Origin of the sequence: Pseudomonas sp. R2-37-08W (assembly GCF_003851705.1) — a bacterium.
In the GTDB taxonomy this organism is placed as follows: Bacteria; Pseudomonadota; Gammaproteobacteria; order Pseudomonadales; family Pseudomonadaceae; genus Aquipseudomonas.
Window position 1 is genome coordinate 809,015 of record NZ_CP027728.1, and the last position, 22,286, is coordinate 831,300.

Sequence of the window (22,286 nt, forward strand, 5' to 3'; positions counted from 1 at the left end):
TCTTTAATCCAGAGCAACCAGATTGCGGTGTGTGAAGACGCAATGAACCGAAAGTTCGAGGCTCGCAAAACACCGAAACCTATCGCATACCCAATTTGCTGAAGCGAGGCCACATGGCCACGACTCAGTACCCGAATTTCTTGACGACCATAGAGCATTGGAACCACCTGATCCCATCCCGAACTCAGTAGTGAAACGATGCATCGCCGATGGTAGTGTGGGGTTTCCCCATGTGAGAGTAGGTCATCGTCAAGATTAAATTCCGAAACCCCATTTGCGAAAGCAGATGGGGTTTTGTTTTGGGCGGTCGAAAAGTGCCAACACTCCCTCACCACCTCCGACAAATTTGCACAGTTATTTCTGAACCAGACCACTAGAATAGGCACCTAACCTTTTTTAGAGCCCGAGCCCTATTTATGCCCGATCCGGTTGATGCCCTTGAGGTGTCGGACTTACCCCTGGACGACTTGGTGGCATGCCATGAGTGCGACCTGCTGATGCGCAAACCCTCGCTCGCCCTCGGTGAGAAGGCTGAATGCCCACGTTGCGGTTACGAGCTCTACGCTCACCGTCACAATGTCGTCGAGCGCAGCCTTGCCTTGGTGCTGGCAGCACTGCTGCTGTATATCCCCGCGAATTTTTTACCCATCATGCAGCTCAATCTACTCGGGCAGTCCTCGGAGGACACCGTGTGGACCGGCGTAGTCGGCCTGTTCAACACCGGAATGCAAGGCGTTGCCGTCGTGGTTTTCCTGTGCAGCATGGGCATCCCCCTGCTCAAGTTGGTGTGCCAGCTGGCTGTGCTGCTCAGCATCCGCTGGAACATCGGTCGCAGTTATGGACTGCTGTTCTACCGCATCTACCACCATATGAAAGATTGGGGAATGCTGGAGGTCTACTTGATGGGCGTGCTGGTGGCACTTGTGAAGCTGGCTGACATGGCCTCCATTACGCTTGGCTTGGGTCTGGTTTGCTTTGTAAGTCTGTTAATGGTTCAGATTCTGCTCGAGGTGGTGATGTCACCCCACCAGATCTGGCAAGCGCTGTCAGGAGAGGATGACCATGCGGGCAATTGATGCAGGCATTCTGATTTGTACCGAATGCCATGAGTTGAACAAGCAGCAAGCCGATGCCGATGAGCAACTCTGCACCCGTTGCGGTGCGCTGATCCACCCGCGTCGTCCCAATAGCCTCATACGCACCTGGGCACTGCTGGTGACTGCGGCGATCCTGTACATCCCGGCCAACCTGCTGCCGATCATGACCGTCAACTCTCTCGGCCAAGGCGACCCGAGCACCATCATGTCCGGCGTGATCCAGCTGGTACAGCACGGCATGTTTCCGATTGCCGCCGTGGTGTTCATCGCCAGTATCCTGGTGCCGACGTTCAAGCTTGTGGGTATCGGCCTGCTGCTGTTTTCGGTGCAGCGCCGGCAACCGCTGTCTGCGCAACAACGCATTATCATGTACCGCTTTATCGAATTCATCGGTCGCTGGTCCATGCTGGATATCTTCGTGATCGCCATTCTGGTGGCGGTCGTAAACTTTGGGCGACTTGCCAGTGTCGAAGCCAATCTCGGCGCTGCAGCGTTTGCCAGTGTGGTGATCTTGACGATGTTTGCCGCAGTAACCTTCGATCCCCGACTGATTTGGGATAACACGGAGTCGGATGACGACCATGAGTGATTTGCCTAAAGCTAAAACCCGCCCTGCGTCTAACTGGTCGGCCATCTGGGTGTTGCCCCTGATCGCCCTGATCATCGGTGGCTGGCTGGGGTGGCGTGCCTACTCCCAGCAAGGTATCGAGATTCAGGTCCGCTTTGAAAGCGGCGAAGGCATTCAAGTCAACAAGACCGAAGTGGTCTACAAAGGCATGACGGTGGGCAAGGTCAAGGCCTTGGCGCTGGATGACGAAGGCAGCAATCGCGGGGTGATTGCCACCATCGAGATGAACAAGGACGTCGAACAATACCTCAAGACCAACACCCGCTTCTGGCTGGTCAAGCCCAGCGTCAGCCTCGCCGGCATCACCGGCCTGGAAACCCTGGTCTCGGGCAACTACATCGCCGCAAGCCCGGGGGATGGTGAGCCCACCCGCAAATTCAAGGCGCTTTCCGAGGAGCCGCCGTTATCCGACGCCAAGCCCGGCCTGCACCTGACCCTCAAGGCTGATCGCTTGGGTTCGCTGAACCGTGGCAGCCCGGTGTTCTACAAGCAGATCCAGGTGGGTCAGGTCAAAAGTTACTTGTTGTCTGAAGACCAGAGCACTGTCGAGATCAAGGTTTATATCGAACCGACCTACGCCAACCTGGTGCGCAAACACACGCGTTTCTGGAATGCCAGCGGCATCAGCATCGACGCCAATCTGTCCGGTGTGAAGGTGCGCAGTGAATCCCTCTCCAGTATCGTCGCCGGTGGTATTGCCTTCGCCACCCCGGAAAACCGCAAAGACAGCCCGCCAACCGACCCGAGCCTGCCTTTTCGCTTGTACGAGGATTTCGACGCCGCCGCCGCGGGCATCAAGGTCAAGGTCAAACTCACCGATTTCGAAGGCCTGCAGGCTGGTCGCACTCCTGTGATGTACAAAGGTATCCAGGTCGGCAGCCTGAAAACCCTGAAGATCGACCCGGACCTGACCAGCGCCAGCGCTGAATTGACCCTTGACCCATTGGCCGAAGACTACCTGGTTCAGGACACGCAATTCTGGGTGGTCAAGCCGTCCATCTCCCTGGCCGGCATTACCGGGCTGGAGGCCTTGGTCAAAGGTAACTACATCGCCATCCGCCCCGGCGACAAAGGCACCCCGCCACAACGTGAATACGTGGCGCGCGCCAAGGCGCCACCGTTGGATCTGCGCTCCCCAGGCCTGCACATGGTGTTGCTCACCGACAACCTCGGCTCGCTGGATGTCGGCAGCCCGATTCTGTACAAGCAGGTCAAAGTCGGTTCGGTACAGAGCTACCAGTTTTCACACAAGAAAAAGCAATTGGTGATCGGCGTTCATATCGAGAAAGAGTATGAAAGCCTGGTCAACGGTTCGACACGTTTCTGGAATGCCAGCGGTGTCACCCTCACCGGCGGGCTTACCGGTGGTATCCAGGTGAAAAGTGAATCCCTGGCCAGTCTGATGGCCGGCGGCATCGCCTTCGAAACGCCGGAACCGAATGTGCCGCTGAAACGACGCATCCCCCGTTTCCGCTTGTTTGCCGATCGTGAGGCTGCCAATCAACATGGCACCCTGGTCACCATCAAGGTCGATCGCGCCGACGGCTTGAGCCCAGGCACGCCGGTGCGCTTCAAAGGCCTGGAAGTGGGCAAGCTCGAGAGCGTGGACCTGAGTGCCGACATGCAATCGGTGCTGCTCAAGGCGCGTATCACCCAGGTTGCGGACCGTATTGCGCGGGTTGGCAGCCAGTTCTGGGTGGTCAAGCCGGAGTTGGGCCTGATGAAGACAGCAAATCTGGAAACCCTGGTCACCGGTCAATACATCGAAGTGCAACCGGCCGCGAAAAACGCCGGCGCGCAGAAGAGCTTTGTCGCCCTTGCCCAACCGCCTGAAACCGCCCGTCAGCAGGCCGGCCTGAGCCTGACACTCAGCGCCGCACGCCGTGGTTCGCTCAAGGAAGGCGTGCCCGTCACCTACCGTGAAGTCACCGTGGGCAAAGTTACCGGCTATGAGCTGGGACAGACCGCCGACCGTGTCCTGGTGCACATCCTGATCGAGCCCAAATACGCGCCGTTGGTACGCAGTGGCAGTCGCTTCTGGAACGCCAGCGGCTTCGGGCTCGACTTCGGCTTGTTCAAGGGCGCGACGGTGCGTACCGAGTCCCTGGAGACGTTGGTTGCCGGCGGTATCGCCTTTGCCACGCCTGAAGGCGAACGCATGGGTAACCCGGCACGGCCGCAGCAGACCTTTGCACTGTTCGACAAGTTTGAGGATGAGTGGCTGACCTGGGCGCCGAAGATTCCACTCGGCAAGTAGACCGAGGCGCGGCTATCGGGAGCAAGCCCCCTCCCACGTTCCGATGTGTGAATACATTCAAGTGTGGGAGGGGGCTTGCCCCCGATGAGGCCTTAAAAATCACTGCAAAACCCACAAAAAAGGCCGCGATCCAAACGATCGCGGCCTTTTTGCCTTTCAGCGCTACACGTCAGACGGCATCCAGCTCCGGCTCGTCCGCCTGCACGTTCAGCGTGGCCTTCACCGCATCGTGACGACGGATATATTTCCAGTCCGCCTCATCAATGTAGATCCCGTTCGGCCCGCTGCCGCCTTCCAGGTCGATCGCTACCTGGGCAGACACCTGCGGCTTCACGCTGGCCAGGATCGGCACGAAGCCCAACTGCAGGCTGGTTTCCAGCAACGCTGCCTGGTTCTTCTCATCGATATCCGCCGCCTCGTCGAGGTAGTACGGCAGGCGCACGCGACCGGCCTGGTCGCGGTCCATCAAGTGCAGCAACAAGTACATGTTGGTCAGCGCCTTGATGGTCATGGTGGTGCCGTTGGACGCGGCGCCGTCGATGTCGGTATGAATTACCGGCTGGCCGTTTACCTTGGTGATCTCGAACGCCAGCTCGAACAGGTCCTTGAGGCCCAGTTGGTTATGGTTGGCCGCCACGAGGCGGGCCAGGTATTCCTTGGCTTCTTCGTTCTTGTTGTCCTGCTCGGCGCTCTGGCTGAGGTCGAACACCGACAACGTTTCGCCTTCCTCATACTGACCGGCACTGTGGATGATCTGGTCGATATGCTTGAGGGCTTCCTTGTTCGGCGCCAGCACGATGCGAAAGCTCTGCAGGTTGGAGACCTGGCGCTTGTTGATTTCGCGGTTGAACAACGCCAGTTGGTGCTCCAGGCTGTCGTAGTCGCTACGGATATTGCGCAAGGTCCGCGCAATATCGGTGACGGCCGCGCGGCGCGCCTTGCCCAGGGTCAACGCCTCATCGGTACGGTGCGCATAGGCGTTGATCAGCAGTTGCAGACGCCGCTCCATGTCGTCCTCGCTGTCGAACTTGGCCACGCCCTTGAGGCGCACCTGCGCATACAGCGCTTCGATCTGGCCATCGGCACGCAGCAAGCCTTGCCAGCTGTCCTGATAGTCGTTGAGCAGCGGCAGCAGGTTGTCCATGGAATCGTCGACCGGGTCCATGAACGGCGTGCCGAACGGCAGGTCCGCCGGCAATAACTGGCGCCGGCGCAACGCGTCGTCCAGCGTACGCTGCTTGGCTTCCATATCGCCGATCTGGCGACCGACCAATTGCAGCTTGGCCGACAGCTGCTGGACGCGCTCGGTGAACGCATCGCTGGAGCGCTTCAGTTCGTCCTGGGCCGCTTCCATCTGCGCGAGATTTTCCAGCTTCTCGCCTTCCTCCGCGCTCAGGGTCTGGGTGCGGCGGAAATCTTCCAGCGCCTTCTGCGCGTCCAATACCTGCTGGTACAGCGCTTCGGTCTGGGTCTTGCTCGCCGCTCGGTCGGAAGCGACCGCATGTTGGGTTTTCAGTTGCTTGAGTTCTTTTTCCAGGCGCTCTTTCTGGTCGCGCAACGCCGCGCGATCCGCCAGGGCCTGCAAAGCCGGTGGTTCGATGTGCGAGATGTCGATGGACAGCCCCGGCACTTCGAAACGCTCGCCCTTGAAACCATCGAGGATCTGTTCCAGGGATTTGACCCACTGGCCTTGCTCATCCAGCGTGATGCCATGTTCACCCAGAGGCAGGCTGAACAACGCGCTGTTGAACAGGCGCATCAAGCGCTCGACATCCTGCTGCGAGAATTCTTCGCGCAGCTTGGCGTAGCTGTTGTTGTCCGCGTGATCAAGCTGCTGCTTGACCGACTTCAAGCGTTTTTCCAGGTCGCGCAGACGCTCGTCCAGGTCCTCGGCGCTGAACTGACGCGACTGCGCCAGCGCACCCGCCAATTCGTCGTGGGCGTCCTTGGCCGCGAGCAGTTGCTGCTCCAGCACCCGCACATCATCGACCAGCGCGAAGCGATGCTTGAGCACCGACAACTCGCCCAACCAGCGTTGGATGCCACTGATCTCGCGCTCCAGGCGCATCAGCTCCTGGGTGCCGCCACGCTGGTCGTTCTGCAGCGCATCCTGCTCGTTGCGATAGTGTTCGGCCTGGATCGTCAGCTCTTCCTTGCGCGCACTGGCGTAATCCGACCAGGTGCCCAACAGCGAATCGAGCAACGGCGACAGGCGATGCAATTTGCCGCGCAAAATGTCGCGCTGTTTCACGCCATTGGCGAGTGCTTCGACCAACGGCCCGGCGGCCACCAGGGAGTTGTAGTCCTGCTCCATGCGCCGTACATCGCGGAAGGCTTCTTCGCACGCGGCGATGTAATCGACGCTGCCGGAGCGCAGGCTGTGTTCAAACGCATCCAGGAACAATTGCTTGAGCTTGGCCGCGGTGATTTCGCGCATGTGCAGCAGGTTGATGAACAACGCGCGGAACGTCTTGAGGCTCTGTTCGCTGGTGGAGCGCAGTGGGATCAGCGTCAGGTCCAGCGGGATCGAGGTGTGGCCGCCCACCAACAGGCGCCGCAGTTCGTCGGGCTTGAGTTCATAGGCCTTCAGGCCTTCGCGCTCAAGGTTGGTGAACAGCTCTTTCTGGCGCAGGCAGGTGTCGTTTTTCTGATAGTGGGCCAGGTCCAGCTTGCCGGCATAGGCGAAGAACTGATGACCGAAACCACCGCCCGGGCCGCGCCCGACCACGCCAATCACATGCGGGCCGTGGGGCAGCGAGACTTCCACGAGGATGTAGCTGGTGTCGGTGGCAAAGTAGAAGCGCCGCGATTGCTCCAGGGTGTACTTGCCGAAACTCATGTCCGACATGCGCGCCAGGATCGGGAACTGCAAGGCGTTGATCGACGCGGATTTACCCAGGTTGTTCGCGCCATACACCGACAACGGTTCTTCCAGCGGGAATAAACCCAGGCTGTAGCCGGCGGTATTCAACAGGGCGAAGCGGCGTATGCCGTAGCGTTCCTTACTCATGCGTCGGTCTCCTGTTCTTCGGCAATGGCGCGGGCGAGGGCGTCTTCTTCGCTGTCTTCGGCGAAGTCACTCAAGTCCAGCGGGTCATCGGTCTTCAGCAGTTTTTCATCGCTGTCTTCGTCGATGATCACCGGCGCCGGCAACGGCAAGACGCTGTGCACACTGGCGGCGAGGTCGCGGTCTTGCTGCACCGACAGGCACACATCAAGGAAACGATGCATCGGCGGCAGGAAGCGATAGATGCCGTTGTCTTCGCTTGCGAAACCCAGCTGAGTCATGCGGCGCATGATTTTTTCTTCGAGTTCTTCCTGGGTCTGCACTTCGGCCTGGATAAACAGGTCGCGGTATTTCTCCAGCAACGACGGCAGTTCATCGCGGCCCAGGCTGCCGCCGTCAAGCACGGCAACCGGGTCGCGGCCCTGGTCGGCCAGGTGTTCGACGAGAATGAAGGTGAACAACGCCAGGCGCTGGGCGGTCTTGTTTACCTGCGCGCTGGCAATCGCGGAGTCCGGCACGAAGTAGTAGAAGCCACGGGTATCGCAGACCAGCTCAAAGCCCAGGGCCTTGAACAGCGTGCGGTACTGGTCCTGGAAATTCGACAGTTGTGCGTACAGCTCCGGGTCGCGGCGGCTGACGTGGTAGCCCTTGAACAGCTCGCGAAAGATCGGCGCCAGCTGGGACAGTTCGGATAGATCAAGATGCATTTGGGATGCTCGCAGAGTGCTCGGCCGCGTCAGAGCTGGCCGGGAGCAGGGCGAAGGAGCGCAGGCTGACCTGGTGCTCGTGGGTGTGGTAATCGCGGCGTTCCAGGCGCTCGCGCTTGAAGCGTTTTTCCCGCGAGAGCCGCGAGAACCAGTACAACAATTCGTCGGTCGCGCCGTTCGGCTCCTGCTCCAGCAGCCAGGTCATCAGGTCCGGCATCGGCAGTGCGTCTTCGCAGCGCTCGAGCATTTCCTTGACCGTTCGCGGTGCGCGCGGGGCTTCGCCCTTGTGGGTTTTGTGCGCCTTGGGGAAACGCGCCGGTTTCGGCTCGAAATTCGCCAGGGCATACACATACGCCTCGACCTGGCTGGCACTGCCCAGGAAGGTGCTTTGCGGCCGGCTGAACATCGGCATTGCCGCTTGCGGCACCGCGTCCAGGCCTTTGCGGCGGATCGCCGACAGGGCCAGCGCCGCGCCACGGGTCACCGCGTTGTGCCGGCGTGCCTCTTCGCGCAGCGGCAGCAACAGCTCGCGCGCATGGCGCAGGGTCAGCTGGGCGCTGGTCTGCATCTCGAGGATGCGCGCGTGGGTGCGCAGCAGCATGTCGTCGTCCACCAGGTGGCCCAGACGCTGCTGCTCGGTGAGCATGCGCAGCAGCACATTCTCCACCTTGCGCACGCCTTGCTCGAACGCGCCGTCGGCGTTCACCAGTTGGATCATCGGCTCGACGTATTCGTCCCAGGTCGCCAATACTTCGGCGTAACGCTGACGCAACGGGATCTGCCGGTCGCTGGTCTTGGCGCGGTCGGCAACGGCAGCGAGGGCTTGTTCGTCGTTGGCGAGTTTTTTCAGCACGTCGCGCACGCGCATATCCAGCAGGCGCAGTTGGCGGGCCAGGTCGTGGCCGTCACGGATGTCGAAAGCGTCCTGGATATAACCGGCCAGGCGCTCGAGGTGACGCAGGTAGGCTTCGATTTCCAGGCACAGGCCAAGCCGGTGCTCCTTGCGAAGATACGCCAGGAAGTCGTGGATCTGCGCGTTGAGCTCGAAACGGTTCGGGCTCTTGGCCACAGGCACCAGGATATCCAGGCGAATCCACACGTCCAGCAGACTGGTGATGTCCTGGGGCGTGCTGTCCAATTGTTGGGCGGCCAGTTGCGCGCGCAGTTCGCCCAGGCTCAGGGTGCCTTGGTCGAAGTGTTCGCACAGTGGCTCAAGTAAGGCCCAGTGTTCGGCGAGGGCGCGCAGGACGCGCTTGGGTTCGATCATGGGAAAGGCCGGCTGGTTGGCGATTAAAAGTCGCGATTGTACTGCATCGGGCGCGGGATTTATCCACAGCCGGTCAGTGTGCAGTGGGCGATTGTTGCCGAACAGCGGTAGAATCCCCGCTCTTTAGTTATCCACAAGTGGCTGAGCTGTGCTTACCGAGTCCCGACGTCGCGCTTACTTGAGCGCCATGCAGGTGGTCAACTGGCTGCCCCGCACCGAACTGCCGTTTGCCGCGCCGTCGCGGCCCGAGCTGTTGCAGGCGCCGGAGCCCTATGAAGCGTTCGCGCCGTCAGGCGAGGAAGCCGCCGCGCCGGTGGCGGTCATCAAGCCTGTGCCCGAAACGCGGCCGACGGTGGAGCGCGCGAAGATCGAGGTGCCGCGCCCGTCACCGGTGGTCAAGGCAGTGGTCGCCGAAGACACTGCCCCGGTGGCCAAGGCCCCGGTCGTGCCGACGCCACGCTTTGCCCTGCAACTGCTGCGCGCCGGGCGTTGCCTGCTGCTGGTGGAATTGCCCACCGGCGAACGTTTCCAGTCGCGCGACCCGGCCTACCTGCTGCTCAAGGACATGCTGCGCGCCGCCGGCCTGCCCGACAGCCCGCAAATTGTCGGCGACCCGGTGCGCTGGCCACTGCTGGTGCGCGGCACCATGGACCAGGGCCCGGACGCCGCGCGGGATTTTGTACAGAGTTTTGTTGCGGCACGCCTGGAAGACGAACCGTGCGTCTGCCTGTGGCTGATCGGCTTGCCCGCCGTGCGCTTTGCCGGTGAGGCGGACGCCGAAGCCTGGTACCGCGAACTGCAGGTTGAAGGCTTGGGTTCGGTATGGGCCCTGCCGGGCCTGGAATTATTAATGGAAGAGCCACAGCGTAAGGCTGATATCTGGCAAGCCATGCGCCGGCTGATGGCGCGCTGGAAAACAACCGATGAGTGAGGCTTTATCCTTCCGCCCGATGACCGAGGCAGACCTCGATGCCGTGCTGAAGATCGAATACGCGGCGTTCAGCCACCCCTGGACCCGTGGCATCTTTCTCGACGGGCTGGGCAAGTACCAGATCTGGCTGATGTTCGAAGGTGAGCAACAGGTTGGCCATGGCGTGGTGCAGATCATCCTCGATGAGGCGCATCTGCTCAATATCACCGTGAAGCCGGAGAATCAGGGCCGAGGTTTGGGCTTGGCACTGCTGGAGCATCTGATGTCCCGCGCGTATGCGGCCAATGCTCGTGAGTGTTTCCTGGAAGTGCGTGATAGCAATACCGGGGCGTTCCGCCTGTATGAGCGCTACGGCTTCAACGAAATTGGCCGTCGTCGCGATTACTACCCAGCCGTGGGCGGCCGCGAAGACGCAGTCGTGATGGCCTGCACCCTGGTCGACTAAACACCGAAATCCATGTGGGAGGGGCTTGCCCCCGATGGCAGTGGTTCAGCCAATACATGAGTTGACTGACAAACCGCTATCGGGGGCAAGCCCCCTCCCACATTTTGACCCGAGTTGGGTCAGCGCTTGCCGTTGAGCGGGTCCAGATCGGCCAATTCGGCCTCATCCAACCCATTCCCACCGCCAATCTCATCTTCATCGACGACACTCAAGTCATAATCCGCCGGGCTATCTTCACCTTCCTCCCGTGCATCCCGCGCGCCATCCTCATGGATCAGCGTTTCGGGGCTCATGTCATCATCGGTCGACTCATGGTCATCCGTCGAAGCCCCCGTCAGCCCGGCCTCGCGTACCCGTTCGTCGGGCATCAGGTGCTCACGTTCGCCGCGGGGTATTTCGTCGCCGATTTCCGCTGTCTGGTCTTCTTCATCAAAATCCAGCTCGCGCATCGAACCCATGCGGTCTTCGTTATCATCAATGGGTTCGGGCTGCGTAGCGCCGTAGGGACGTCGTGATTCAGTCATGGCCAATCCTCATACTGTGGGGCTTATAGTGTGTGGACAGGCTTTGCGCCGCAAAGATTCAAGCTAATTTGCGCAAGGCGTGACCTGGACGAAGGCTTGTCAGTCACAAAACTGCGCATCATTCCTGAGGCTTTCCCTGATGAACGAACTACAAGACCTGCTAGACAACAACGAACGCTGGGCGGATGCGATCAAACAGGAAGATCCCGAATTCTTCGCCAAGCTCGCCCGCCAGCAAACCCCGGAATACCTGTGGATCGGCTGCTCCGATGCGCGTGTACCGGCCAACGAGATCGTCGGCATGTTGCCCGGTGATCTGTTCGTGCACCGCAACGTGGCCAACGTGGTGCTGCACACCGACCTCAATTGCCTGTCGGTGATCCAGTACGCAGTCGATGTGCTCAAGGTCAAACATATCCTCGTCACCGGCCACTATGGCTGCGGCGGCGTGCGCGCCGCGATGCAGGACCGTCAGTTCGGCTTGATCGACGGCTGGCTGCGCACCATTCGTGATCTCTACTACGAAAACCGCGACGTGTTGGCCCAGTTGTCTACCGAAGAAGAGCGCGTCGACCGCATGTGCGAGTTGAACGTGATTCAGCAGGTGGCCAACGTCGGCCATACCAGCATAGTGCAAAACGCCTGGCACCGCGGGCAGAGCCTGTCGATCCATGGCTGCATCTATGGCATCAAGGACGGCCGCTGGAAGAGCTTGAACACCACCATCAGTGGCTTCGAGCAACTGCCGCCGCAGTACCGCCTGCGGCCGTTGGGCGAAGTCTAAGTCCGTTTACGCTCGCGCAAATGGGCGCCGCGCAAGACTCACCGAAGTCAGAGCCGATTTCTACTGTCAAATCTGACAGTAGAAATCCTGGGTGCTCCTCATAGCGCGGGCGGCGCGAGGGTGGGGGCCGGGGCTGCACTGCGCAGCTGCTTCAGCTGGGCCTTGATGGTGGGCGTGGCGCATTTGGCGTTGGCCTGCTCCGGGCTCAGGTTGCGCACCGAGGTGTAAAACAGTTCACAGGTCTGCTCCTTGCGCGTGACCTGCCAGGTGTTCATGCATGCCTTGAGCAATACATTCGCGTCGCTGGCGGGTTTCTGGCCCATGCCGGCTTGCCAGCAGGCTGCGCTCAGATCCTGGCCCATCACTTTCAAGCCGGCCTCATCGGCCTTCTGCTCATTGCCGTCATACGTGTCCGGGCTGGCGGCGTACCAGATGTAGCTTGGGTGGTTGGCGCCGAGCACCGAGACCGGCCTGCCCGGCTCCGGGTTGATCTGCGCCAGGCCCAGCACTGCCACCGTTTGCCCGTATTGTTGCTTGATCCAACTGCGCACCGGCGCGCCGAAGGCCACCATCGGCAACGAATCGCTGGGGCGCAGGCTCAGCTCCTTGACCATGCGGGTCTGGTAGTCGGTGAAGTAGCCGTAGATGGCTTCCAGGTCTTTACCCGCATTGGACGGCGCGGCGATGGGAGCGATATCGATGATGGTCTGATAGGCCGGCGTTTCGCTGGCAGGAATGCCATTGCTGGTGAGCAAAGTCGCCCAGCGGTCGGTGGTGGCCGACTCCAGGTAATCCTGGGCCTGGGTTAGCGAATAATCTGGCGGAAAGTGCAGCAGCTCGATGCTTTTGCGGTTTTCCAGGGCCATGCCCAGCGGCAGGAACAAGTACCAGTTATAGGCCCACTTGCCGTCGCTGTTGAGCTGGCTGGCACCTTGGTAAGCCAGGTCTGCGGTATCGAGCAGCGTGGTCAGGGGCTGGCCGTAACCGTCCGGCACGCCGCTGAAGGTTGCCGCGACCTGGCCGTCATGCACCTTGACGCTGACCTTGGCGCGGCTGTAGCCGTCACGTTGCAGGCTCTGGTTCAAATAGTGCTCGGCGGTCTGTTCCAGCGTCCAGGGCCGAAAACAGATCACGTTGCAGTTATTGGGAAACGCGAACAACTGGGTGACACGCTGTGTACTGCCCAACGGCACTTCGATGTCGGCCTGTACGACCGCACTGGCCAGCAGCGCAGCCAGGGTCAAGCACAGCCTGGTCGGTTTGAACATAATTGGTTCCTTGTCAGCGAAAGCCCGTCTGCGCGGGATGAAAGCCCACCCTCACACAGTAGCGGCTGACCAGGAAAACCGCGTGCTAAATCGCCGCGTGTGTCGCGATTGGATAAGTGAACCTACACGCTGAACTGCAAGGTATTGCTCAAATCCCCCATGGGTTTCTGGCCGCGGGCGATCATTGCGGCATCCCTTTGCTTGAGGCCGTCCAGGGTCTCCAGCTGAAACACGCGGGTGATCAAGCGCAGGATCGACGCGGTGTCGTAGAGCGTGTGGTCAACCGTGCCTTTGCGTGCGAACGGCGACACCACCAGGGCCGGAACCCGTGTGCCCGGACCCCAGCGATCGCCCTTGGGCGGTGCCACGTGGTCCCACCAGCCGCCGTTCTCATCGACGGTCACGAGCACCACCATGTTGTTCCACTGCGGGCTTTCCTGCAGCAGCTTCAAGGCGCGGACGATATGGCGGTCGCCCGAGGCCACATCGGCATAGCCGGCGTGCATGTTCAGGTTGCCCTGGGGCTTGTAGAAGGTTACGGCGGGCAGCTTGCCCGCTTGGGCGTCGGCGAAGAACCTGTTGGTGCTCGACTCATCGCCCAACCCGCCGTCGCGCAGGCGTTTGTCGCGCTCGGCACGGTTCTCGGGGCCCTGCTGCTTGAAGTAATTGAACGGCTGATGGTGGTACTGGAAGTTCGGAATCTTGGGGATACCGCCCGAGTCCTTGAATTGCTCCAGGGTGGCTTGCCAGGCGCCGGCGTACCAGGCCCAGTCGATGTTCTTTTTCGAGAGCTTGTCGCCAATGTGTTCATGGGTTTGCGGCACCAGCACATTGGGCAGGTCCGGTTTGGCGTAGTCCGGGTTCTGCGGGTCGCGGATCCAGGTTGGCCAGTAGGGCGGAGCCAGCGTGTTGACGGCATAACCGTCCGGCGTCAAGGCGCTGGGGCCGAACTGCGGCGGACCGGCCATGGCGCTGGCCGGCGAGGTGTCCAGGGGCTTGAGGCGCGTGTCGGCGGGGTCATCGCTTTGCAGCGTGGCGATCTGCGCCTTGGCCACCGATTGCGCGGCATTCGGATAGATCGGTGCCGTGGCGCTGATCAGGTACTGATGGTTGAGGAACGAGCCACCAAACGCACCCTGGAAAAAGTTATCGCACAGCACAAACTCCTTGGCCACGTCCCACAGGCGCAGGGAATAGCGGCTCTGGGCGTAATGGCCCATCACCAGGCCACCGGAATCGCCCCAGGCAACGAAACCGTCATTCTTGCCGCCGTTGATCTGCATCTGGTTCTGGTAGAACACATGCCACAAGTCGCGGGTCACCAGGCTCAGCGGCAAGTCCTGCGCATCCGGGCCCTTGAGGGCGAACGGGGCGTTGGGCAGGTTCTCCTGGAATTGCACGGCGCTCGGGTAGGTCACGCCATCCACGCTTTGCGGGCCCACCTGCAACACGCCGCCCCAGGTCGGGGGGAGGGTGGTCAATACGCTGCCATCGCGATCGCGTTGTTGAACGTCAGCCACCGAAAGCGCCGAGAGAGGTTTCTCCAGCCCGGGGAAGTCTGCAAACAGATTGTTGAAGCTGCGGTTCTCGGCGTAGATCACCACGACGGTTTTCACATTGTCGCGCAAGGCTTTATCCAGCTCCTGCGAGGTGAGTGGGCGCGGCATCGGTTTTCCCGGTGCTTCGCCGGTATTACCGCACGCACTCAAGGTCGCGCCCACCCCCAGTACCGCCGCGCCCCCCAGGAAGCGCCGACGACTGGTGTCGACCGGCGGTTGGCTTACGGAATCGGTGGAGGGGCGGTCTACGTGCTCGTCACTCATTGCGCGGGAGTCCTTGGGGAGGTGTTGCAAGATGTTTCGCAGGACGGTAGCAATGGAATGTGACGGAACAAAGACAGGCCTATGATGAGTGGGCCGTGTCTACACCGCATAAGCGCTGCTAGACTGGCCTCTTGATGCAGGCCGCGAGGTGAACCGTGAAACCTTCAATTGCACTTGATCTACAACGAGCCGCTGTTAGAGAAGTGGTCGGGCGTTTTCGTATATCAAATCCGAGAGTGTTTGGGTCTGTATTACTGGGGACCGATCACGAAGGCAGTGACCTGGACTTGCTTGTCGACGCGCCGCCGGGAACGACGCTTTTTGACCTCGGTGGGTTGCAGGTAGAGCTTGAAAGCTTGCTGGGCGTCAATGTGGATCTGCTGACCCCTGGTGATTTGCCTTTGAAGTTTCGCGCGAAGGTGTTGGCTGAGGCTCGTCCGGTATGACGGAAAATCGCCTTGGGGATTATCTGGAACACATCAAGCAAGCTTGCACTGACGCGATTACCTTTGTTGAGGGGTTAAGCAAAGAAGAGTTCTTGGAGGACAGGCGAACGCAACAAGCAGTGGTCATGAGCCTGATCATCATTGGTGAGGCGTCGACGAAAATCATGGACCGGCACCCCGACTTCGCTACAGAACATTCATACATTCCCTGGCGCAATATGCGCGCGATGCGCAATCGAATTGCTCACGGTTACTTCGATATCAACTTCGATGTCGTTTGGGACACGATACAAAGCGCATTGCCCGATTTGCTGGAGCGCCTTCCCCCCACTGAATGACCGTACCTACTGTAATAGCAGGTACGGTCTGCCGCTATTTACGGCATCACCGGCGGCAAATACGTCAACGTCGTCCCCAACGCCCACAGCAAGAACAACACCAACGGCGTGTGCACCAGCAATTGCACGAACGAAAACCCGATCAAGTCCCGCGCCTTCAGCCCCAACACGCCCAGCAACGGCAGCATATAGAACGGGTTGATCAAGTTCGGCAGCGCTTCGGCCGCGTTGTAGATCTGTACCGCCCAGCCCAGGTGATATTGCAGGTCATTGGCCACTTGCATCACGTAAGGCGCTTCGATGATCCACTTGCCGCCGCCGGAGGGGATGAAGAAGCCCAGCACCGCCGAGTACACGCCCATCAGCAGGGCGTAGGTGTCGTGGGACGCGATGGAGGTGAAGAACAGCGAAATATGGTGCGCCAGGGTCTGGCCGTCGCCGCCTTTGACCACGGTCATCAGCGCCGCGATCGAGCCGTACAGCGGGAACTGGATCAGCACGCCCGTGGTGGTCGGCACGGCGCGGGCCACGGCATCGAGGAAGCTGCGCGGGCGCCAGTGCAGGAGCGCGCCGACCATGATGAACAGGAAGTTATAGGTGTTGAGCCCCGAGATGGCGCTGATCGCCGGTTTGGTCGAGAACTCGTGGAACAACCAACCGGCCGCCAGCAGCGCCAGCAGAATAGTCAGCAACGGGCTGTGCTCCAGCCATTCGCCGGGTCGGGTCGGCGCCTGCGGCTTGGGCAGGTTGAATGCCGGGTCGACACCGCAGGCCTTGGCATCCCGCGCACTGTTCGGGCCCGGCGCGGTGGCGTAGGCGATGATCAGCGACACGATGATCAGCGCCAGCAACAGCACGCCGGATTGCCACAGGAAGATGGTCTCGGTAAATGGGATCATCCCGGTGATCGCCAGGATCGACGGCGGCAAACTGGCCGGGTTGGCCTGCAACTGCGCGGCCGATGACGACAACCCCAGCGCCCATACGGCACCCAGGCCCAGGTAGGCCGCAGCGCCAGCGGCGCGGTAGTCCATGCGCAAGTCCGTGCGACGGGCCAGCGCACGCACCAGCAAACCGCCGAACACCAGGGACAGGCCCCAGTTGAGCAAGGAGGCCACCATGGAAATCAACGCGACCCAGGCCACTGCCGAGCGGCCGTTCTTCGGGATGCGCGCCAGGCGGTCAATCAGCTTTACCGCAGGCGGCGAACTGGCGACCACATAACCGCCAATCACTACAAAGGCCATCTGCATGGTGAACGGAATCAGGCTCCAGAACCCGTCACCAAAGGCTTTGGCGGCTTCGCTGGGCGCAGCGCCCATGCCCAGGGTCGCCACGGCAACGATGATCACGGCGAGGGCGGCGAACACCCAGGAGTCCGGGAACCAGCGCTCGGCGAAGTTGGAGCAACGCAAGGCAAATCGGGCATAGCGGCTTTCTTCGATAGCATCGGCCACGAGTCTTTCCTCTTGTATTTATTATGGGGATGGCAGTTTTTCGGCATGTTCCTCCAAGGTCATTGATTTGGGAATGTAGTTATCTTCATTGATCAATGAGTAAAACAAATATATCCGTCGCGATTGCCATCATCCGGTTCAACTCATAACCTGCACGCCATTTTGTTTGTCTGCCGAGCCCGTACATGACTGCCACCTTTTCGTCACAGGCGCAGCGTTTTTCCCGCTCCGACTACAAAACCCTGGGCCTGGCCGCCCTCGGTGGCGCCTTGGAAATCTACGACTTCATTATCTTCGTGTTCTTCGCGCTGACCCTCAGCCAACTGTTTTTCCCCCCGGAAATGCCCGAGTGGCTACGCCTGCTGCAAAGCTTTGGCATCTTCGTCACCGGCTACCTCGCCCGCCCGCTGGGTGGCATTCTGATGGCGCACTTTGCCGATCACCTGGGACGCAAGCGCGTGTTCAGCCTGAGCATCCTGATGATGGCCTTGCCCTGCCTGCTGATCGGCATCATGCCGACCTACGCGCAAATCGGCTATTTCGCACCGCTGATCCTGCTGGCGCTGCGTGTATTACAAGGCGCCGCGGTGGGCGGTGAAGTGCCCAGCGCCTGGACCTTCGTCGCTGAACACGCCCCGCGCAGCCATCGCGGTTATGCCCTGGGTTTTCTGCAAGCCGGCCTGACGTTCGGCTACTTGCTCGGCGCACTTACCGCCACGCTGCTTGCACAGGTCTTCACCCCGGCCGAGATTCTCGACTACGCCTGGCGCTTGCCCTTCCTGCTCGGCGGCGTATTCGGCGTGATTGGCGTATGGCTGCGCCGCTGGCTCAGCGAAACCCCGGTGTTCCTCGAAATGCAGGCCCGCCGCCAGGCCGCTGCCGAACTGCCGCTGCGCACCGTATTGCGCGACCACCGCGCGGTGTTGCTGCCGGCGATGATCCTCACCTGTGTGCTCACGTCGGCGGTGGTGGTCCTCGTTGTCATCACCCCGACCATGATGCAGAAAACCTTCGGCATGAGCCCCAGCCACACCTTCGCCTTGAGTGCGTTGGGGATTGTGTTCCTCAACATCGGCTGCGTGCTGGCGGGCCTGCTGGTCGACCGCATTGGCGCCTGGCGCGCAGTGCTGGTCTACAGCCTGCTGTTGCCGGTGGGGGTGTTTATCCTGTATGCCAGCCTGATCAACGGCGGTATCTGGCTGGGCGCGGCGTATGCCGTGGCCGGCTTGAGCTGCGGGGTGGTGGGCGCGGTGCCGTCGGTGATGGTCGGACTGTTTCCGGCGCATGTGCGCGTATCGGGAATTTCCTTCACCTACAACATCGCCTATGCGCTGTGGGCGAGTACTACGCCGCTGATATTGATTGCGTTGATGCCCTCTAGTCCGTGGATTTGCGTGGGCTATTGCGTGGTGATGGGGGCGGTGGGAGTGGGGAGCGTGGCGCTGTTCGGCAAGCGCCACACCTTGGCGGGCTGAGCTTCAGGTCAGGAAGTGCCAGAGCAGCAACGTGCCGACCAGCCCGACCACCGACACAATCGTCTGCAGCACCGACCACACCCAAATCGTCTGCTTGAGCTGCAAACCGAAGTACTCGCGCACCATCCAGAATCCGGCGTCATTGACGTGGCAGAAGAACACCGAGCCTGCGCCAATCGCCAGTGCCACCAATGAACTCTGGGTCGCTGCGAGCCCGGCCATCATCGGCGCGAGGATGCCCGCCGTGGTGGTAGTGGCGACGGTGGCCGAGCCGGTGGCCTGGCGCAGCGCCACGGCGATCAACCAGGCCAGCAACAGATACGGCATGTGCGCGCCTTCAGCGACCTTGCTGATGGTCTGGCTCACGCCGGCGTCGAGCAGCGTTTGCTTGAGGCCGCCCCCGCGCCGATGGTCAGCAGCAACACGGCGATGGGCGCGAGGGCTTTACGCAGGGTATTGCCGACGTCGGCGCGCGGCATGCCGGCGGCCCAGCCCAGGCAGATCACTGCGGCGATCACCGCCAGGCCGAGGGCGATCAGCGGTTCACCGAGAAATTTCAGCACCAGGCCGACGCTGCTTTCCGGGGGCAACGCGACTTTGGCCAGGGTGCTGCCGAGCATCAAAATCACCGGTAACAGGATGATCAGCAATGACACGCCAAAGCTCGGCTGGCGCGGCGCCTTGGGCGGTGCGCTGAACAGCGCGCCGATCTCGGCCGGTTCTTCCACATGCAGGCGCTTGGACAGCCAGTTACCGTAAAGCGGGCCGGCCAGGATCACCGCCGGCACCGCCAGGCATAAGCCGAGCAACATGGTCAGGCCCAGGTCGGCATGCAGCGCGCCCACGGCAATCAGCGGCCCCGGATGCGGTGGCATCAACGCGTGCAGGGTGGTCATGCCCGCCAGCGCGGGAATGGCGATTTTCAGCAGCGGCTGGTTCGAGCGCTTGGCCATCACGAAGATGATCGGCACCATCATCACCAGGCCCACTTCGAAAAACAGCGGCAGGCCGATCACCATGGCGACCAGGGCCATCACCCACGGCAACGACTTGCCCTTGCCCAACCCGAGCAAGGTCGTGGCGATTCGGTCGGCCGCGCCGGATTCGGCCATCAGCGCGCCGAGCATCGCGCCCAGGGCGATGATGATCCCGGCTTCACCCAGGATCGCCCCGGCGCCTTTGCTGAACGCCTTGGCCACTTCTTCCGGTGGCAACCCGGCGCCCACCCCGGCGATAAAAGTGCCAATCAGGATCGACAGAAACGGCGGCAATTTGGTCGCGCTGATCAGCACAATGATGCTGGCGATGGCCAGCAGCACGCAGCCGATCAGGCGGGTGTCGTGAACCATCCACGCGGCAGTCGATAACTCCAAAACGGGACTCCTTATCGAACAGGTTGGCTAATATGTTTCTTTTTGTTTCAGCCTGAAAAGCATACCTGATAGTGCTCCCCTAACGCGTGCATGAACGATTTTGGTGCTCCCGAAGCTAACGATGCTCTGGCGCTCAGATGACAATTTTGCAAACCATGCCAGTGGAACTGGCCTATAGCTCTATGATCCGCCCCATCCCAACCCACGAGGACATTTCATGAGTGCAGGACACAGCCACGCCCAAGTACGCGCCGGCCACGAACGCAAGTTATGGATCGCCCTGGGGCTGACCGGCAGCTTCATGCTGGCCGAGGTCATCGGCGCCTTTGTCACCGGCAGCCTGGCGCTGTTGTCCGATGCTGCGCACATGATGACCGACGCCCTGGCCCTGGCGATTTCCCTGGTGGCGATCCAGGTCGCCAAGCGCCCGGCAGACCGCAAGCGCACCTTCGGTTATGCGCGGTTCGAGATCCTGGCGGCCGCCTTCAATGCATTACTGCTGTTCGCCGTGGCGTTCTACATCTTGTACGAGGCTTACCAGCGGCTGCAGGCGCCCGCCGAAATCCAGTCCACCGGCATGCTGGTGATTGCGCTGCTGGGGCTGGTGGTCAACCTGATCTCCATGCGCCTGCTCAGCGCTGCCAGTGGCGAGAGCCTTAACGTCAAGGGCGCCTACCTGGAAGTCTGGAGCGACATGCTGGGCTCCGTCGGCGTGATCATTGCCGCGCTGGTGATCATGTTCACTGGCTGGGGTTGGGTTGACTCCGTGGTCGCGGCCGCCATCGGCTTTTGGGTATTGCCGCGCACCTGGACGTTGCTCAAGGCGAGCATGAATATCCTGCTGTAAGGTGTGCCGGAGGGTGTGGACATCGAGCAGGTGGAGCAGGCCATCCGCAGCGTGCCTGGGATCAGGGACGTGCACGACCTGCACATCTGGGCCCTCACCAGTGGCAAGAACGTGCTGAGTACGCATCTGGTCGCGGATGCGTCCCAGGGCACTGAGCAACAGATCCTCAGCCGAGTGACGGAGTTACTGCACGAACAATTCGATATTTCTCACGCCACGATCCAGGTCGAAGGCGAGGGTTTTCAACATGACGCTCACGACGAAGTGCATGCCTGAGCCTGGCTAACGGATTTGTAATCTTTCGCCCACGCCCCTGATAAGTACCGAAAGCTACATTGCCCCCGCTGGGAAACCTCAGCGACTTCATGGGCGTGGAACTCTCGTTATGGCAATTTTTGTTAGAACACTGTTGGGGGCGGCGGCATTGGCATTGTGGATATCCGCAAACGCCGCCCAGGCACAACCCCTCACCCTCGATGCAGCCTTGCAAACCGCCTTCGCCAACAACCCGGATCTGGCGGCCGCACAATGGGAAATTGACATCGCTGAAGGCGGCCGCCAACAGGCCGGCTTGATCCCCAATCCGGTGGCCTCCTGGGACGCCGAAGACACTCGCCGCAACAGCCGCATTACCAGCATCAAACTCAGCCAGACCCTGGAACTGGGCGGCAAGCGCGGTGCGCGTATCGAAGTGGCCACCCGCGCCCAGGATGCCGCCGCGCTGACCCTGGAGCAGCGTCGCAACCTGTTGCGCGCCGAGGTCATCGACAGCTATTACGGCGCCCTGCGTGCCCAGGAACGCCTCGACCTGGCGCAACGCTCCATGACGCTTGCCGAACGCGGCCTGGTGGTCGCCAACGGGCGCGTCACCGCTGGCAAGTCGTCACCAGTGGAAGCCACCCGCGCCCAGGTGCAGGTGTCGGAAATCCGCCTGGAATTGAACCGCGCACAGATCGGCCTCACTGACGCCCACCGTCGCCTGGCCACCAGCACCGGCAGCGCCGCCACCGACTTCCAGGCCGTCGCTACGCCAAGCACTTCCGTACCGGCGTTACCCGCCGCCGCGCCATTGTTGGCACGCCTTGAGCAGACCGCCGAACTGCGCCTGGCCGAACTCAACATTGTGCAGAACGAAGCCAGCGTGGGCCTGGAAAAAGCCCAGCGCATTCCGGACCTGGATGTGTCCATCGGCAGCCAATACGACGCCAGCGTGCGCGAGCGGGTGAACCTGGTGGGCGTGTCGATGCCGATCCCGTTGTTCAACCGCAACCAGGGCAACATCCTCGCGGCCACTCGACGCGCCGACCAGGCCCGCGACCTGCGCAATGCCGCCGAGCTGCGCCTGCGCACCGAAACCCGCCAGGCCCTGGACCTGTGGCAAACCGCGAATACCGAAGTGCGCGCGTTCAACCAGCAGATCCTGCCCGCCGCACAAAGTGCGGTAGACAGCGCCACTCGTGGCTTCGAGATGGGCAAGTTCAACTTCCTCGACGTGCTCGACGCCCAGCGCACCTTGATCGCGGCCCGTACCCAATACCTTGCTGCCACCGCCCAGGCCACCGAGGCCTGGGTACGCATCGAACGCATTTACGGCGACCTCGCCCGCTTTTGA

Annotated in this window: 17 protein-coding genes, 1 rRNA gene and 2 pseudogenes; 12 read left to right on the top strand and 8 right to left on the bottom strand. The window is 61.2% G+C overall.

Features of this window, described 5'->3' with window-relative positions; translation table 11 throughout:
• Positions 1-139: 139 nt before the first annotated feature.
• The 4 genes from rrf to C4J93_RS03475 all read left to right on the top strand — a co-directional run bounded on the left by rrf (position 140) and on the right by C4J93_RS03475 (position 3,982).
• Positions 140-255, top strand: a 5S ribosomal RNA gene (rrf, locus tag C4J93_RS03460).
• Between the two features lie 161 nt (positions 256-416).
• Positions 417-1,076, top strand: coding sequence for a paraquat-inducible protein A (locus tag C4J93_RS03465; protein ID WP_124369483.1), 660 nt, complete (start codon positions 417-419; stop codon positions 1,074-1,076).
• Positions 1,063-1,686 (top strand): paraquat-inducible protein A, encoded by a 624-nt coding sequence (locus tag C4J93_RS03470; RefSeq protein WP_124361153.1) that lies wholly within the window; start codon positions 1,063-1,065, stop codon positions 1,684-1,686. The genes C4J93_RS03465 and C4J93_RS03470 overlap by 14 nt, the downstream gene beginning before the upstream one ends.
• Entirely contained in the window at positions 1,679-3,982 is a 2,304-nt protein-coding gene (locus tag C4J93_RS03475) for a PqiB family protein (RefSeq protein WP_124428599.1), read from the top strand. The genes C4J93_RS03470 and C4J93_RS03475 overlap by 8 nt, the downstream gene beginning before the upstream one ends.
• 169 nt (positions 3,983-4,151) lie before the next feature.
• On the opposite strand, the gene mksF is transcribed toward C4J93_RS03475, so the two are convergent.
• From mksF to mksB, 3 genes are read right to left on the bottom strand one after another with little or no spacing between them, the layout of a single operon-like run.
• The gene (gene mksF / locus C4J93_RS03480; RefSeq protein ID WP_124428600.1) at positions 4,152-6,992 is read right to left on the bottom strand and encodes an Mks condensin complex protein MksF; all 2,841 of its coding nucleotides are present in this window, start codon (positions 6,990-6,992) and stop codon (positions 4,152-4,154) included.
• Positions 6,989-7,696: an Mks condensin complex protein MksE gene (gene mksE, locus C4J93_RS03485; RefSeq protein ID WP_124365719.1), complete on the bottom strand. Its 708-nt coding sequence runs from the start codon at positions 7,694-7,696 to the stop codon at positions 6,989-6,991. Before mksE ends, mksF begins: the two co-directional genes overlap by 4 nt.
• A complete protein-coding gene (gene mksB, locus C4J93_RS03490; protein ID WP_124369486.1) occupies positions 7,686-8,963 on the bottom strand; it encodes an Mks condensin complex protein MksB in 1,278 nt (425 codons plus the stop codon). The genes mksE and mksB overlap by 11 nt, the downstream gene beginning before the upstream one ends.
• Before the next feature lie 187 nt (positions 8,964-9,150).
• Here mksB and C4J93_RS03495 point away from each other — a divergent pair, with 187 nt between their 5' ends.
• Together C4J93_RS03495 and rimI are read left to right on the top strand one after the other, a co-directional pair.
• A complete protein-coding gene (locus C4J93_RS03495; RefSeq protein WP_124430835.1) occupies positions 9,151-9,894 on the top strand; it encodes an energy transducer TonB in 744 nt (247 codons plus the stop codon).
• Complete coding sequence (gene rimI / locus C4J93_RS03500) at positions 9,887-10,339, top strand: ribosomal protein S18-alanine N-acetyltransferase (RefSeq protein ID WP_003188286.1); 453 nt, start codon at positions 9,887-9,889, stop codon at positions 10,337-10,339. The genes C4J93_RS03495 and rimI overlap by 8 nt, the downstream gene beginning before the upstream one ends.
• Before the next feature lie 119 nt (positions 10,340-10,458).
• Here rimI and C4J93_RS03505 read toward each other — a convergent pair whose 3' ends face one another.
• Positions 10,459-10,863 (bottom strand): serine kinase/phosphatase, encoded by a 405-nt coding sequence (locus tag C4J93_RS03505; protein WP_124428601.1) that lies wholly within the window; start codon positions 10,861-10,863, stop codon positions 10,459-10,461.
• A 139-nt stretch (positions 10,864-11,002) separates the two neighbouring features.
• On the opposite strand from C4J93_RS03505, the gene can reads away from it, so the two are divergent.
• Positions 11,003-11,647 (top strand): carbonate dehydratase, encoded by a 645-nt coding sequence (gene can, locus C4J93_RS03510; RefSeq protein ID WP_124428602.1) that lies wholly within the window; start codon positions 11,003-11,005, stop codon positions 11,645-11,647.
• A gap of 98 nt (positions 11,648-11,745) precedes the next feature.
• On the opposite strand, the gene C4J93_RS03515 is transcribed toward can, so the two are convergent.
• Both C4J93_RS03515 and acpA read right to left on the bottom strand, forming a co-directional pair.
• The gene (locus C4J93_RS03515) at positions 11,746-12,915 is read right to left on the bottom strand and encodes a hypothetical protein (protein ID WP_124428603.1); all 1,170 of its coding nucleotides are present in this window, start codon (positions 12,913-12,915) and stop codon (positions 11,746-11,748) included.
• Between the two features lie 122 nt (positions 12,916-13,037).
• Positions 13,038-14,738, bottom strand: coding sequence for an acid phosphatase (gene acpA / locus C4J93_RS03520; RefSeq protein ID WP_124428604.1), 1,701 nt, complete (start codon positions 14,736-14,738; stop codon positions 13,038-13,040).
• A gap of 155 nt (positions 14,739-14,893) precedes the next feature.
• Here acpA and C4J93_RS03525 point away from each other — a divergent pair, with 155 nt between their 5' ends.
• Both C4J93_RS03525 and C4J93_RS03530 read left to right on the top strand, forming a co-directional pair.
• Positions 14,894-15,184 (top strand): nucleotidyltransferase family protein, encoded by a 291-nt coding sequence (locus C4J93_RS03525; RefSeq protein ID WP_124361163.1) that lies wholly within the window; start codon positions 14,894-14,896, stop codon positions 15,182-15,184.
• Complete coding sequence (locus tag C4J93_RS03530) at positions 15,181-15,522, top strand: DUF86 domain-containing protein (protein WP_124369490.1); 342 nt, start codon at positions 15,181-15,183, stop codon at positions 15,520-15,522. The genes C4J93_RS03525 and C4J93_RS03530 overlap by 4 nt, the downstream gene beginning before the upstream one ends.
• Before the next feature lie 38 nt (positions 15,523-15,560).
• Here C4J93_RS03530 and C4J93_RS03535 read toward each other — a convergent pair whose 3' ends face one another.
• Positions 15,561-16,979, bottom strand: coding sequence for a short-chain fatty acid transporter (locus C4J93_RS03535; protein WP_124361165.1), 1,419 nt, complete (start codon positions 16,977-16,979; stop codon positions 15,561-15,563).
• 185 nt (positions 16,980-17,164) lie between these two features.
• On the opposite strand from C4J93_RS03535, the gene C4J93_RS03540 reads away from it, so the two are divergent.
• On the top strand, positions 17,165-18,454 hold the full coding sequence (locus C4J93_RS03540; protein WP_124428605.1) for an MFS transporter: 1,290 nt from the start codon (positions 17,165-17,167) through the stop codon (positions 18,452-18,454).
• A gap of 3 nt (positions 18,455-18,457) precedes the next feature.
• Here C4J93_RS03540 and C4J93_RS03545 read toward each other — a convergent pair.
• Positions 18,458-19,827, bottom strand: a pseudogene (locus C4J93_RS03545) (gluconate:H+ symporter).
• Between the two features lie 217 nt (positions 19,828-20,044).
• Between C4J93_RS03545 and C4J93_RS03550 the strand changes: the two are divergent.
• Both C4J93_RS03550 and C4J93_RS03555 read left to right on the top strand, forming a co-directional pair.
• Positions 20,045-20,950 (top strand): annotated as a pseudogene (locus tag C4J93_RS03550) (cation diffusion facilitator family transporter).
• A gap of 109 nt (positions 20,951-21,059) precedes the next feature.
• Positions 21,060-22,286: a TolC family protein gene (locus C4J93_RS03555; RefSeq protein WP_124428606.1), complete on the top strand. Its 1,227-nt coding sequence runs from the start codon at positions 21,060-21,062 to the stop codon at positions 22,284-22,286.